The 15,461-nt window shown below is 73.0% G+C and carries 1 protein-coding gene; it reads right to left on the minus strand.

Translation table 11 applies throughout. From position 1 onward, the window contains the following. Nucleotides 1–104: 104 nt before the first annotated feature. A complete protein-coding gene (locus ACHQ4I_RS33385) occupies nt 105–15,461 on the minus strand; it encodes an SDR family NAD(P)-dependent oxidoreductase (RefSeq protein WP_420775870.1) in 15,357 nt (5,118 codons plus the stop codon).

Genomic DNA, 15,461 nt, shown 5'->3' on the forward strand with positions numbered 1-15,461 from the left:
CGCCAGCGATCCCGTTCCGATCGACCGGCCACGATCGCACAGGAGGCGGCGGCCCCGGCGAGGGGCACGACCGCAGGCCACGGCATGGCTCGCCCATTTCCCACCTAGTTCAGGGCATCCTGGCCTGCTGTCTCGAGCCGCTCCATGAGATATCGGGCCAGCGCCACCGGGGTCGGGTTGTTGAACACCGCGGCCGGGGTGAGCGCGGTGCCGGTGTGACTGCTCAGCCGCCGGGTCAGGTCGAGGGCCATCAGGGAGTCCAGACCGACCTCGAAGAAGCCGCGTTCCGGCTCGACCGGTTCGTCGAGACCGAGTACCCGAACCAGCTGCGCCTGCACGAGGTCCAGGATCGTCTGCTCCCGTTCGGCGCCGACCTGTGTGCTCAGCAGCTCGGCCCACCGGCTGGCCGGCTCCGCGTCGACCGGCGCTCGGTATGCGGAACGCCGCCTCGGGCGCACCAGACCGCGCAGCAACGAAGAAACCGGCCGACCGGGCTCGGGTGCCGCCCATCGCTCGGGCCTGCCGGGCATCGGGAACTGTTCGCCGGTCTCGATCGCCGAGGTCAGAGCCCCGTCCTCGCCGGGGGCCAGCATCGGTACGCGGGCACCGCAGCTCGTGGCGACAGCCCGCGCCAGCCCGTCGGCCGCGCCCGTGGCCACCTGGTCGGCCGGACCGATCAGTTCGGCCGCCGTAGTGATCACGGCGAACAGGGCGAGGTCGTGATCCGAGGTGAGCTCGGCCAGGTGCCGCAGCGACTCGCTCCGGGCTCCGAGGACCATCTCCAGTCGCTCCGAATCCAGCTCCGCGAGCGGCGTGCGGTCGGCCATCCCGGCGGCGTGCACCACCCCGGTCAGCGGGTGCTCCGCCGGGATCCCGGACATCAGGCGGCGCATCGCGTCCCGATCGGTCACATCGCAGGCCACGACGGTCGCGGACGCGCCGAACGTGGCCAGCTCGGCGACCAGGTCCGCCGCCCCGGGGTGGGCCGGACCGCGCCGGCCCGCCAGGACCAGATGACGCACGCCGTGGTCGGCGACCAGATGCCGGGCCACGCGGGATCCGGCCCGGCCGGTGCCGCCCACGATCAGGACCGTGCCGGCCGGATCGAGCGGCCGGACAGCCGGTCCGGCTTCGGCGACGGCCACCAATCGCGGGATGTGGACACGTCCGGCCCGCACCGCCGCCTGCGCTGCGCCGACGGCCAGCACCGGGCCCAGACCGACGTCCGGATCCGCATCCGGATCGACATCCACGAGAACGAACCGATCGGGGTACTCGGCCTGGACGGCGGCGATCATGCCTCGCACGGCCGCAGCGGCCGGATCGAGCATCGCGGCGGGTTCGACCGGGACCGCGTTCCGGGTCCGGACCACCAGCCGGTGGCCTGCCAGCTCGGGCTCATCCAGCCACGCCTGCGCGATGGCGAGCGCTCGTCGGCACGCCGCGACGGGCTGCTCGCCGAGCGGCACGTCGAGGACCGCGACGGCGTCGGCCATGGCGGACGGATCACCGCTGAGTTCGAGAACCTCGTCGTCGCTGTTCACTGGAAGGGTTCGCGGCGGGGCGGCGGCGGTCTCCCGGTCGAGTTCTTCCCACGCGATCCGCAGTGCACCGCCGGGCCCGCTGGGCCGGGACTCGCGCGTCGGCCGTACCGCGATCCGACCGGCGGCCAATACCATCTGGCCGGTCTCGTCGGCCGCGGTCAGCGCGACACCGTTCTCGGCCGGGCGCAGCCGGACCCGCAACAACGCGGCGCCGGTGGCGTACAACTCGACATCGCGCCACAGGGTCGCACTCCCCGGCGCGGGGTCTCCGTCCAACGCACGGCTCGCGGCGTCCAGGAGCAGGGGGTGGATACCGAAGGCAGCGGCGTCCTCGCGGAGTTCGTCGGGCAGGACCAACTCCAGGAAGGTTTCCTCGCCCCGCCGCCAGACGCCACGGACGTCCGCTCGCGGGTCGGCCGGTGTCACCGGGTCGGCGTCGGCCGGAGGCCAGACCGTAAGACCGGACTCCGTGGCTGCGGTGCCGGCGGGGCTCGAGACGAGCAGGCCCGTCGCATTCAGCTTCCAGACCGATCGGTCGCCACTTGCCGAGGTCGGCGCGGACCGCACGGTCACCGATCGCCGACCGGAAAGGTCGGCCCCACCGACGCAGACCTGCACCGCCAGCGACGCTCCTCGGTCCAGCCACGCGGGCTCGATCAGGTCGAGCTCCGCCAGCGTGCCGCAATTCAGCTCGTCGCCGGCCCGGATAGCCAGCTCGACCCAGACGGAGGCGGGTACCTCGACCGTGCCCGCCCCCGTCGCATGGGCGAGCCACGGCTGTTGGTGCGGGGACAACCGCCCGACGGCGAGCACGCCATCGGAATCCGGCAGGCCCACCACCATGGTCAGCAGCGGGTGCACCGATTCCTCCGCTGCCGCAACGGCTCCCGAGCCGCCACGCAGCCAGTAGCGGCGATGCTCGAACGGATGGGTGGGCAGGTCGCGACACAGCTCACGCCATGCCGACCCGTCCCCCGGGACGGCCGCCGACCAGTCGACCGGCAACCCGATCGCGAACGCCTCGGCCATCGCGGTGAGCACCTGGCGTACACCACCCCGGTCACGCCGCAGCGTGCCGATCACCCCGACCGGCCGACCGGTGTCGGCGACGATGTCAAGGATCGATGGCACCAGCCCCGGATGCGGGGACACCTCGACGACGGCCCGCATATCGGTGGTCACCGCGCGGACGGCCGATTCCAGCTCGACCGGTCGGCGCAGGTTCCGGAACCAGTAGCCCGCGTCGAGAACCTCGTCCGGGCCGATCCACCGGCTCTCGACCGTGGAGTAGAACCGGCACGAACCGACGAGCCCGCGCGGCCGGTGCTCGCCGACCCCGTCGAGCTGGGCCAGCATCGGGCGTTCCAACTCGTCCACCAGGAAGGAATGGGACGCATAGTCCGCCCGCAGCCTGCGGAACCAGATCTCCTGCTCGGCGGCGAAGGCCGCGAGTTGCTCGATGGCGGCAACCTCACCGGAGATGCCGACCATCGCGGGTCCGTTGACCGCGGCCAGCTCGAGCCGGCCCACGTACGCGGTCAGCAACTCCTCGGCCCGCGCGCGGCTGACGCCCAGTACCAGCATTCCGCCGGTGGGAGGCAGTGCCGCGGCCAGCCGGGAGCGCACCACGCAGATCCGCAGCGCGTCGTCCAGCGAGAGGAGGCCGGCCAGGTACGCCGCAGCGAGCTCTCCCTGTGACGACCCGATCACCACCTCGGGCGAAACCCCGGCCCGTGCCCATAGCTGCGCCAGCCCGGTCATCATCACGAAAGCGGCGGGCTGGACCACATCGGTCCGGGAGAGGTCGTTGTCACCGCCGAGCGCTTCTTCCAGCGTCCAGTCACAGTCGTACTCATCGAGCAGCTTCTGGCAGCGGCGTACCCACTCCCGGAACTCTGCCGAGTCGGCCATCAGTTCACGGCCCATGCCGACCCAGCCACCGCCCTGGCCGGGGAAGACGAACACCGCGCCGGTGCCGGGCCCGGACCGACCGCTGACCACGTCCGGGTCGGCCTCGTCGGCGGCGAGGCTGCGGAGCCGCCCGGCCAGTTCGACGTGGTCTGCCGCCAGCACGGTGGCGCGCGCTCGGTGCTTCGTCCGGCCGAACGCGAGCGCGGCGGCCAGCCGGGGCAGCGAAGGCTGCCGGCTCTCGACGGCGTCCGCCAGCTGGGTAGCGACCACAGCGAGACGGCCTGCGTCGCCCGCCGACACGACGAACGGAAGCAGGCCTCCCGCGCCGGACTCGGTCGGTTCGGTCGTGGTGACCGGCGTATGCCGAGGCGGCTCCTCGAGGATGAGGTGTGCGTTGGTTCCGCTTGCTCCGAAAGCGGACACCGCGGCGCGGCGCGGCCGGTCCGGGCGCGTCAGCCATGGCCTGGCCTCGGTCAACAGCCGGATGGTGTCAGCGGACCAGTCGACCTCGGGGGTCGACGCGTCCGCGTGCAAGGTTGCCGGCAGCATCTGGTGCCGCAGCGCCAGCACCATCTTGATCACGCCCGTCACACCTGCCGCCGCCTGAGTGTGGCCGATGTTGCTCTTCACCGACCCCAGCCACAGCGGCTCCTCCGTCTCGCGCCGGCCGTAGGTCGCCTGGAGTGCCTGCACCTCGATCGGGTCGCCCAGCCGCGTGCCGGTACCGTGCGCCTCGACGACGTCCACCTCGGACGGCGTGAGCCCGGCAACGGCGAGGGCCCGCCGGATGACCCGCTGCTGCGCGAGCCCGTTCGGAGCGGTCAGGCCGTTCGAGGCGCCGTCCTGGTTGACCGCCGAGCCCCGGATCACGGCGCCCACCGTGCTGCCCTGGGCCTCGGCGTCCGGCAGTCGCTGCAGCAGCACCACACCGACCCCCTCCGACCAGCTGGTCCCATCCGCGGACGCGGCGAAGGCCTTGCACCGGCCGTCGACCGCCAGCCCGCCAGCCTTGGCGAACTCGACGTACGCATTGGGCGTCGCCATGACCGTCACGCCGCCGACCACGGCGAGCGAGCACTCACCGTTGCGCAGGGCCTGCATAGCCAGATGCATCGTGACCAGGGACGAGGAGCACGCGGTGTCGACCGATATCGCCGGCCCCGTGAAGCCGTATACGTAGGACACGCGGCCGGACGCCACCGAGAGCGCACCGCCGGTGACCCGGAGGCCGTCGGTTTCCGGGTCACCGCCCTGCATCCCGTAGCCCTCGCCCATCACGCCGATGAAGACGCCGACATCGGAACCCCGATACGCGGCCGGGTCGAGCCCGGCGTCCTCGAAGGCCTCCCACACGACCTCGAGCAACAGCCGCTGCTGCGGGTCCATGGCCGTCGCCTCGCGCGGGGAGATGCCGAAGAATCCGGCGTCGAACTCGGCCACGTCGGTCAGAAAGCCGCCCGCCTCCACCGGGATGGTGGACAGATCCCAGCCGCGGTCGGTCGGCACCGCCGACCGACCCTCGCCGCGCGCGGCAAGGAGGTCCCAGAACCCGTTCGGGCCGCGAACACCGCCCGGCAGTCGGCAGCCGAGCCCGACCACCGCGATCGGATCGGACGAGCTCGCCGCCACGACGGTCTCGACCTGCGCCGCCGCGTCCCGGCCGGTGAGCCGCTCCCGGAGGAATCGGGCCAGCTCCACCGGTGTCGGATAGTCGAAGACCAGCGTCGCGGGCATGGCGAACCCGGCCGCGGCACTGAACCGGTTACGCAGCTCGACCGCGCCCAGTGAGTCCATACCGGCGGCCTGGAGCGGGGCGTCGGGCGCGATGTCCTCGGCCGAGGGGTACCCCAATACCAGCGCCGCCGCGGCCCGGACCAGGGACAGCAGGGTGCGCTCCTGCTCCGCCACCGACCGGCCCGCCAGCGAGCCCGCCAGGTCACCGGCGGGTGCCGTCGGGTCGGCCCGCCGGCGCACGCGCACCAGCTCTCGCAGCATTGGCTGGACCGGTCCGCCATTGGCGGCGTCGGCCCGCGCGGCGGCGAGGTCGAGCTTGATCGGCACGAGGTGGGCCGCACCGCTGTCCACGGCCGCATCGAAGAGCGCGAGCCCTTCCTCGGGGCGCAGCGGCGACACACCGGAGCGGCGCATCCGGGCCCGGTCCGCGTCACCGAGATGGAGGGTGATGCCGCCGTCCTGAGCCCACAGGCCCCAGGCCAGCGACACGCCGTGCCGCCCGTGCGCGCGCCGGATGGCCATCAGGCCGTCCAGATAGGCGTTGGCGGCGGCGTAGTTGGCCTGCCCGGCCGAGCCGAGCAGCCCGGCGGCGGAGGAGAACGTGACGAACGCGGCGAGGTCGTGGTCGCGGGTCAGCTCCTCGAGGTGACGGGCGGCGGCCGCCTTCGGGCCGAACACGGCGCCGAGCCGATCCGGAGTCATCTCGGCGAGCAGCCCATCGTCCAGCACGCCCGCGGTGTGCACGACCGCGGTGAGCGGGTGCTCCGGCGGGATCGCGGCGAGCAATGCCGCCACCGCGTCCCGGTCCGCGACGTCACAGCTGATCACGGATGTCTCGGCACCCTGTTCGGACAGCTCGGCCACCAGCGCCTCGGCGCCGTCGGCCGCGACTCCCCGTCGGCTGACCAGAAGCAGCCGCCGAACGGCTCGGGTCCGCACCAGGTGCCGCGCGACGAGCGCGCCGAGCGACCCGGTACCACCAGTGATCAGCACCGTCCCGTCCGGGTTCCACGAGGTGGGCTCCGCATCCAAGGCCCCGGCCGCCGCGAGGCGGGGGACCCGGAAACCGTCGGTCCGGGCCGCGAGCTGTGGCTCGTCGAGGGCCAGCGCGGTACCGAGGACCGGTCCGGCGTCGAGGCCCGGCTCCACGTCGAGCAGCAGTACACCGGGCATCTCGGCCTGGGCCGCACGGACCAGGCCCCACACTGCGGCGCCGGTCGCGTCGGTGAGGCCGCCGGTCCCGCCGTCGACGCCACCCTGGGTCCGCATGACGAGCCGGGTGTCCGCAGGGGCATGGCGCTGCCACGCCTGGAGCAGGGCGAGAACGTCGGCGAGGATGACCTCGGCGGGCGGGCCCATCGGTACGTCGTACACGACGACCGACGGTCGGCCGGGTGCGGCGGCGAGCGCGGCCACAGCCTCAGCGCTGTCGATACCGACGGTCTCCGGATGGCCGGGTGGAACGGCCCGGGTGGCCACGGAGTGCCACATCACCCGGTACATGGCATCCGCCATGGGGCGGGCGCCCACGTCTTCGGGGCGGACCGGCATCGAGCCGACCGACCGAACGGACAGCACCGACCGACCGGTCTCATCGGTGGCTTCGAGACTCCAGCGATCGTTGTCCAGTCGGGCGAGGCGAGCCCGCAGTCGGCGCGTCCCGGTGGCGTGCAGCACCACCGACTCCCATCGCGTCGCGAGCGAACCGGGGTCGATCACCACCCCGGTCACCGCATCGAGCAGGGCCGGGTCGAGGCCGAACGCCTCGGACGCTTCTTCATCCGCGAGCGCGACCTCCACGAAGGTGTCCTCGCCCCGACGCCACAGTCCGACAAGCTCCGAGCGTCCGGCGTCCTCCGGGTCGGTCGCGACCGGTTCGGCGCCGGACGGCGGCCACGTCTGCACCGGCTCGGCGTCGATGACGGCGCCGGCTTCGAGGGTGCCGCCGGCATGCCGGACCCAAGTTCCCTCGCTGTCCAGCGCGCCGTAGACGGTGAACGGGCGACTGCCGCCGGCATCGGCTCCGACCACGATCTCCAGCCGCACGGTCGTCGCCGGAGGGATCACGAGCGGCACCTCCACCGCCAGGTTTCCCAGTACGCCGCAGCCGAGCTCGTCACCCACCCGCACGGCGAGGTCGACGAGCGCGGCGGCGGGCAGGATCGCCACGTCGTGCAGCCGGTACCCGGCGAGCCAGGGATGGGTCGTGAGCGCCAGCCGGGCCGTGCCGATCAGGCCACCGGTGTCCGGGACGGGCACGATCGCCGACAACAGCGGATGCTCGACCTCGACCTGTCCCAGATCGGCCGCGTTCACCGCGCCGGGCGCCGAGGTCAGCCAGTAGTGCCGACGGTCGAACGCGTACGTCGGCACCGCCACGGCAGGGGCGTCCGCGGGGACGAGCTGATGCCAGTCCATCGGCACTCCCCGCACGAACAGCGCGGCCAGCGCACCGATCATGGTCTCCGACTCGGCCTGTCCGTCCCGCAGCGCGGGCACGCACACCGGTTCGTACCCGGACCGCGCCGCCGTCTCCAGGACCGGCGCGGACAGCCCGGCACCCGGCCCGAGCTCGACGAACAGCCGCCCACCCCGGTCCAGCGCGGCGCGGACGCCGTCGGCGAAGCGCACCGTGCGCCGGACATGGTCGACCCAGTAGCCGGGGTCCGTCAGGTCGGCTCCGTCGTGGGCGACCACCGGAATCCGGGCAGGATGCCAGACCACGTCCGCGATCGCGGATCGCAACTCGGCGAGCATCGGCTCCATCCGCGCCGAGTGGAACGCGTGCGACACCGACAGCCGGTGCACCTTACGGCCCTGTTCCCGCAGCGTCCGCATGGCGGCCTCCACCGCGTCCTCGTCACCGGACAGCACGACCGACGCCGGGTCGTTCACTGCGGCGAGACAGACACCCCCGCCCAGGAGCGGCCGGACCTCCTGCTCCGTCGCAGCCACCGCGGCCATCGCTCCACCCGCGGGCAGCGCCTGCATGAGGCGGCCGCGGGCGGCCACCACGGTCGCCGCGGCGTCGAGCGACAGCATGCCCGCGACGTGCGCCGCGGTGATCTCACCCACCGAATGCCCGAGCAGGAGAGCGGGTCGTACGCCCCAGGACTGGACGAGCCGGAACAGCGCGGTTTCCACCGCGAACAGCGCTACCTGCGTGTAGACGGTCTGGTTCAACGCGGCCGCCTCCGGACTACCCGGCTGCGCGAAGACCACGTCCCGGACGGGCCAGTGCACGGCACCGGCCAGCCGCTCGTCCAGCCTCGCGCACACCTCGTCGAACGCGGCGGCGTAGACCGGGAACCGGTCGTAGAGGGCGCGGCCCATTCCCGGCCGCTGCGCTCCCTGGCCCGGGAACACGAACACCACCGACGCCGCGGCACCGGCGGAGACGGCGCCCAGTGCGGTGCCCGGGCCGACCTCGCCCGCGGCGACCGTGTCCAGTCCGGCGAGCAGAGCGTCCCGGTCGCCCGCGGCGACAACCGCCCGGTGCGGGAGCAGCGCACGGTTGACGACGAGCGACCGGGCCGCACCCGGTAGCGGTAAGCCCTGCACCACGGCGGTGCGCAGCCGTCCCACCTGCCCGGCGAGTGCCGTCCCGCTCTGCGCGGACAGGACGAACGGCAGCACGACCGGCGCGACGTCCCCGCCCCCCTCCGGCGCGTCCGACTCGGGGATCTGTTCCAGGATCAGGTGGGCATTGGTGCCGCTGATACCGAACGACGAGATTCCGGCGCGCCGCACCCGGTCGACGTCGGGCCAGTCCCGGGCCTCGGTCAGCAACCGCACGGCGCCCTCGGACCAGTCGACATGGGGGGTGGGCTCGTCGACGAACAGCGTGGGCGGCAACTGCCCGTGCCGGATCGACTCCACCATCTTGATCACCGCCGCGACACCGGCCGCCGCCTGGGTGTGGCCGAGGTTGGACTTCACCGTGCCGAGCCACAGCGGTCGCTCGGCCGGACGGCCCTGGCCGTAGGTCGCGATAATGGCCTGCGCCTCGCTCGGATCACCGAGCGTGGTGCCGGTGCCGTGCGCCTCCACCGCGTCGACCTCGTCCGGGCCGATGCCGGACGCGGCGAGAGCGGCCCGGATGACCCGCTGCTGGGCCAGGCTGTTCGGGGCGGTGAGGCCGTTGGACGCGCCATCCTGGTTGATCGCGGAACCGCGGACGACGGCCAGCGGACGATGTCCCTTGCGCCGTGCGGTGGACAGCCGTTCCAGTACGACCACGCCGACACCCTCGGACAGCACGGTGCCGTCGGCCGCCGCGGCGAACGCCTTGACCCGGCCGTCCGCGGCCAGGCCCCGGGCCCGCGAGAACCCGGTCAGGCCGACCGGGGACCCCATGACGGCGACGCCACCGGCGAGCGCCATCTCGCATTCGTCCTGGCGTAGTGCTTGGGCCGCCAGGTGGATCGCCACCAGGGAGGACGAGCACGCCGTGTCGACCGTCATCGCCGGGCCCTCGAGACCGAACACGTACGCCACCCGGCCGGAGGCGACGCTGCCCGCCGTCGCCGTGGTGGTGAAGCCCTCGAACTCCGCCGGTACCCGCGTCAGGTCGCCGAGGTAGTCGTGGATGGACATACCGGTGTAGACGCCGACGGACTCGCCGCGCAGCGACGAGGGATCGACGCCCGCCGTCTCCAGGGCCTCCCATGTGGTTTCCAGCAGCAACCGTTGCTGAGGGTCCATGGCGGTCGCCTCACGCGGCGAGATGCCGAACAGCGCCGCGTCGAAGTAGCCCGCATCGTGCAGGAAGCCGCCCTGCCGGGTGTAGGTGGTACCGGCCTGATCCGGGTCGGTACCGAGGAGGCGGTCCACCTCCCAGCCGCGGTCGACCGGCAGCGGGGACATACCGTCGCGGCCTTCGGCCACAAGGTCCCAGAGCTCGGCCGCAGAGGTGACACCGCCGGGCAGGCGGCACGCCATGCCGACGATCACGATGGGATCGTCGGTGGTCGCCGGCGATCGCTCGGGGATCCGGGGCGCGGGCGCGACACCGTTGTCAGCCGACCCGCGCACCTTCTCGAGCAGATGGTGGGCCAGCTGCCGGGGAGTCGGGTAGTCGAAGATCAGCGTGGCCGGAAGCTTGACCGCGGCCGCCGCGGTCAGCCGGTTGCGCAGCTCGACCGCGGTCAGCGAGTCGAACCCGATCTCGCCGAAGCGGGTGTCATCGGCGGAGGGGTCGGCATCGGCGATGCCGAGCACGGTCGCGAGCTCGGTGCGCACCAGAGCGAGGAGCAGTTCGGTCTGCTCCTCGTCTGTCAGCCCGGCCAGCCGACGGCCCAGCGCGCTCCCGGGCTGGTCGGCGCCGGTCCGCGCCGTCCGCCGTGGCGGCCGCACCAGCGACCGGAACAGTGCCGGGACGGTGCCGTCGGCGCCCGCCTCGTCCCGGACCGCGCCGAGGTCGAGTCCGATCGGCACCAGCAACGGGGCGCCGGAGCGGATGCCCGCGTCGAAGCAGGCCAGCGCGTCCGTGGTCGGCATCGGTCGTACACCGCCCCGGCTCATCCGGGTTCGGTCGACCTCGGCGAGCCGACCGGTCATGCCGGTCGCCGGGCTCCAGAGCCCCCATGCCAGCGCCACCGCCGGCTGACCAGCCGCGGCGCGCGCGGCCACAACCGCTTCGGCGTACGCGTTCGCGGCCGCGTAGTTGCCCTGCCCGGCCGAGCCGAAGACGCTGGCGGCCGAAGAGAACACGGCGAAGACCTCGGGCGGGTCGTCGCGGGTCAGTTCATCCAGCGTCCGCAAGGCCGCTGCCTTCGGTGCGAACACCCGAGCCATGCGGTGCGGGTCGAGCCCGGTGATGACGACGTCGTCCAGCACTCCGGCCGCGTGGATGACGCCGGTCAGCCGATGCTCGGCCGGGACGGCGGCGAGCAGGGCGGCGAGCGCGTCCCGATCGGTCACGTCGCATGCGGCCACCTCGACCGACGCGCCGAGGGCGCCCAGTTCAGCTACCAGTTCGGCCATCCCGTCGGCCGCCGCGCCGCGCCGGCCCGCCAGGACCAGACGCCGTATGCCGTGCTCGGCCACCAGGTGCCGGGCCAGCAGTGCGCCGAGCACGCCGGTCCCGCCGGTGATCAGTACGGTGCCGCCGTCGGCGAACCCGGCCGCCTCCCCGGTGAGGACGGCTCGGCGCAGCCGCGGGGCCAGCACGGCGTCCTCGCGCACCGCGACCTGCGCTTCGCCGGCGGCGAGACCCGCAGCGATCGACGCCGCGCGGTCTGCGCCCGGCTCCATGTCGACCAGGAGGATCCGGCCCGGGTGCTCGGCCTGCGCAGACCGCACCAGCCCCCAGACCGCGGCACCCGCCGGATCCACGACCGGACCCGACGCCGCAACCGCACCGCTGGTCAGCACCACCAGTGGCATCGAGGCGAGCTCCGGCTCGTCCAGCCATGCCTGCACCACCTCGAGCACCCGGCCCAGCAGTGGCAGCGGCTCGGTCTCCGCGTCAGCGACCGGTCGGGCGTCCAGGAAGGCGACGTCCGGGCGGGGATCCCCGAGCTCATCGTCCAGCGCCAGCCGCACCACATCGCCCGAGTTCTCGACGACGACCTGGTGCCCCGACGCCGTAGCCGACGGCGGCAGGGGCAGCGGCGTCCAGTCGACCTGCCAGAGCGAGTCCGGCGTCCGGCCGCCCGTCTGCCCGGCGGTGTCCGCGATCGGGAGCGACACCAGTGATTCCATGGACAGCACCGGCGCACCGGTCCCATCCGCGGCGTCGAAGGACAACGCGTCCGGTCCGCACGGCGCGACCCGGACTCGCAACGCGACGGCACCGCCGGCGTGCAGCCGGACGCCGTTCCAGGCGAACGGCAGCACGTTGCTGTCGTCCGCGCGGCGGTGGAAGGCGTTCGCGTGCAGGGCGGCGTCGAAGAGCGCCGGATGAATGCCGAACCGGTCCACATCGTCCCGGTGGTCGGGGGGCAGCGCCGCCTCGGCGAAAATCTCCGCACCGCGCCGCCACACGGCGGTCAGCCCGGCGAAGGCCGACCCGTACTGGTATCCGCGGTCGGCAAGGCGGTCGTAGAAGTCGTCGACCGGTTCCGCAACGGCACCTGGGGGCGGCCAGTGACCGAAGTCGAAGCCGCCGCCCGACGTCCGGTCGTAGTCGTCGGACAGCAGGCCGACGGCATGCCGGGTCCACTCGCCGACGGTGTGCGAGCTGTGCACCTCCACCGCCCGGCGGCCGGCGGCGTCCGGCGCGCCGACGGCGACCTGCAAGCTGACGGCCGCGTCCGCCTCGAGCACCAGCGGCGCCTCGATCACCAGCTCGTCGAGCACGCCGTAGCCGAGCTCGTCGCCGACCTGGATCGCCAGGTCGACGTAGGCGGTGCCGGGCACCAGGACGTTGTCCTGGATGCGGTGGCCGGCCAGCCACGGGTGGGTGGCCAGGGACAAGCGGGAGGTGCAGACCACGCCGTTGGTCTGCGGAAGTTCCACCACCGCGCCGAGCAGCGGGTGAGCGCTGGTCGCCTGACCGAGCGACTCGGCGCCCGCGGCGGCGTTCGGCATGGTGATCCAGTACCGCTGGTGGTCGAACGGGTAGGTCGGTAGCTCGACCCGGGCCGCTCCGGCGCCCTCGGGCAGCAGGGCCGGCCATGTCACCGGCACGCCACGGACGAAGAGCTCGGCGGCCGAGGTGATCAGCCGGGCCGGGCCGTCCTCGTCCCGCCGGATCGACCCGACCGCGAGCACGTCCGCATCCAGCTCCGCCGCGATCTCGGTGATCGCCGGGAGCAGAACCGGATGGGCGCCGAGCTCGATGAAGACTCGATGGTCCTGGGCGATCAGCTCGCGGACGGCAGGCTCGAACAGAACCGATTGACGCAGGTTGCGATACCAGTAGTCGGCGTCGAACGCCTCGTCGTCGCGCCAACCGGGCTCGACCGTCGAGTAGAACGGGATGCGCGGCGCCGCGGACGTGACCGCGGCAAGATCGGCCAGCAGGGCGGACCGCACACTCTCCACATAGTGGCTGTGGGAGGCGTAGTCGACCGGTATCCGGCGGAACCGGGTGTCGCCGTCCGCGAGCTGCGCGGCAAGTTCGTCCAGCGCGGTGCCCTCTCCGGCGACCACCACGGACGAGGGTCCGTTGAGCGCCGCCACCTGCAGACGTTCCCCCCACGGCTCGATCAGGGCGCGCGCCGCGTCGTCGGCCAGCCCGATCGACGCCATCCCGCCTCCGGCCGGCAGCAGCTCGGCGATCACCTGGCTGCGCAATGCCACCACCCGGGCGGCATCGGCGAGGGTGAGTGCGCCCGAGACACAGGCGGCCGCGATCTCACCCTGCGAATGGCCGACGACCGCGTCCGGGACCACGCCGAGCGATTCCCAGACCGCCGCCATGGCGACCATTACCGCGAAGCACGCAGGCTGCACGACGTCGACGCGTTCGAGGCCCTCGGGGTCCTCACCGCGCAGGACGTCCACCAGCGACCAGTCGACCCACTGCTCGAGCGCCTTCTGGCACTCGGCTATCCGGGCGGCGAAGACCGGCGAGGTGTCCAGGAGCTGACGGCCCATGCCGATCCACTGGGTGCCCTGGCCGGGGAAGACGAAGACGATCTTGCCGGGCCCACTCGTGCCGATCGACCCGGCGATCACCCCGGCCCCGGTCCGGCCCTGGGCCACCAAGGTGAGACCCGCGCGCAGCTCCTCCCGGGTCTGCGCGACCACCACCGCCCGACGGCTCTGCACGGCGCGTTCGGTCGCCAGCGCATGGGCCAGGTCGCCGAGCGCGATGCTCTCGTCCACGGTGTCGTCGAGACGCCGGCCGAGGTTCGCCAGGGCGGTCGCGGTCTTGGCGGTGACGACGAACGGAAGCGCCCCGCCGTGAACGGCCTGCTCGCCCGGCTCGGGGGCAGCCGGAGCCTCCTCCAGGATCATGTGGACGTTGGTTCCACTGGCGCCGAACGCGGAGATGCCGGAGCGGGCCGGACGCCCGGTGTCGGGCCACGCACGGCCCTCGGTCAGCAGTTCGACGGTGCCCGGCGACCAGTCGACCTGCGGGGTCGGCGCGTCGACGTGCAGTGTGGCCGGCAGGTACCGGTTGCGCAGCGACAGCACGGTCTTGATCACCGCCGCGACGCCCGAGGCGCCCTGCGTGTGGCCGAGAACCGACTTGACCGAGCCCAGCTGCAGGGGCCGCTCGGGGTCGCGGCCCCGGCCGTAGGTGGCCAATAGCGCCTGCGCCTCGATCGGGTCGCCGAGCGTGGTGCCCGTTCCGTGTGCCTCGACGGCGTCGACCTCGTCCGCGGACAGCCCGGCGGCGTCCAGCGCGGCGCGGATGACCCGCTGCTGCGCGGGCCCGTTGGGGGCGGTGAGGCCGTTCGATGCACCGTCCTGGTTGACCGCCGAGCCTCGGATCACGGCAAGTACCGGGTGTCCGTTCCGCTGGGCGTCGGAGAGCCGCTCGAGCAGCACCACACCGACGCCCTCGGCCCAGCTGCTGCCGTCCGCCGCGGCGGCGAAGGACTTGCACCGGCCGTCGCGCGCGAGTCCACGCTGCCGGGCGAACCCGACGAAGCCGCCCGGCGTCGCCATCACGGTCGATCCGCCGGCGAGCGCCATCGTGCACTCCCCGCGGCGCAGCGCCTGACTCGCCAGGTGAATCGCGACCAGCGACGAGGAGCACATCGTGTCGACCGTGACCGCCGCCCCCTCGAGCCCGAGGCAGTACGCCACCCGGCCCGACGCGATGCCACCGGCGCTGCCCAGCGCACGCTCGAGACTAAGGAAATCCTCCGCACCCGCGACGTCGGGCGCGTAGTCCTGATGCACGATTCCGGCGTAGACGCTGGTGGTGGTGCCGCGGAGGCTGTCCGGGTTGATTCCCGCGCGTTCGATCGTCTCCCAGCAGACCTCGAGCAGCTGCCGCTGCTGCGGATCCATCGCCATAGCCTCTTGCGGCGAGATCCCGAAGAACCGGGCGTCGAACTCGGCGGCGTCGTGCAGGAACGCGCCCTGTTCGACGTAGGTCGTACCAGGCGTGTCCGGGTCCGGGTCGAACAGATTGGCCAGATCCCAGCCCCGGTCGCTGGGGAACGGGGTGTAGACGTCGACGCCTTCGGACACCACCCGCCAGAAGTCCTCCGGCCCGGCGATGCCCCCTGCGAAGCGGCACCCCATCGAGACCACCGCGATCGGCTCCGAGGCCGCGGCGAGCAACTGGCTGTTCCGAAGCTTCAGTCGCGTCGTTTCCTTGACCGACTCGCGCAATGCCCGGACGAGGTCGTGATCTGAGGTACTCAC

The organism is Nocardia nepalensis, assembly GCF_048910785.1.
Taxonomy (GTDB): domain Bacteria; phylum Actinomycetota; class Actinomycetes; order Mycobacteriales; family Mycobacteriaceae; genus Nocardia; species Nocardia nepalensis.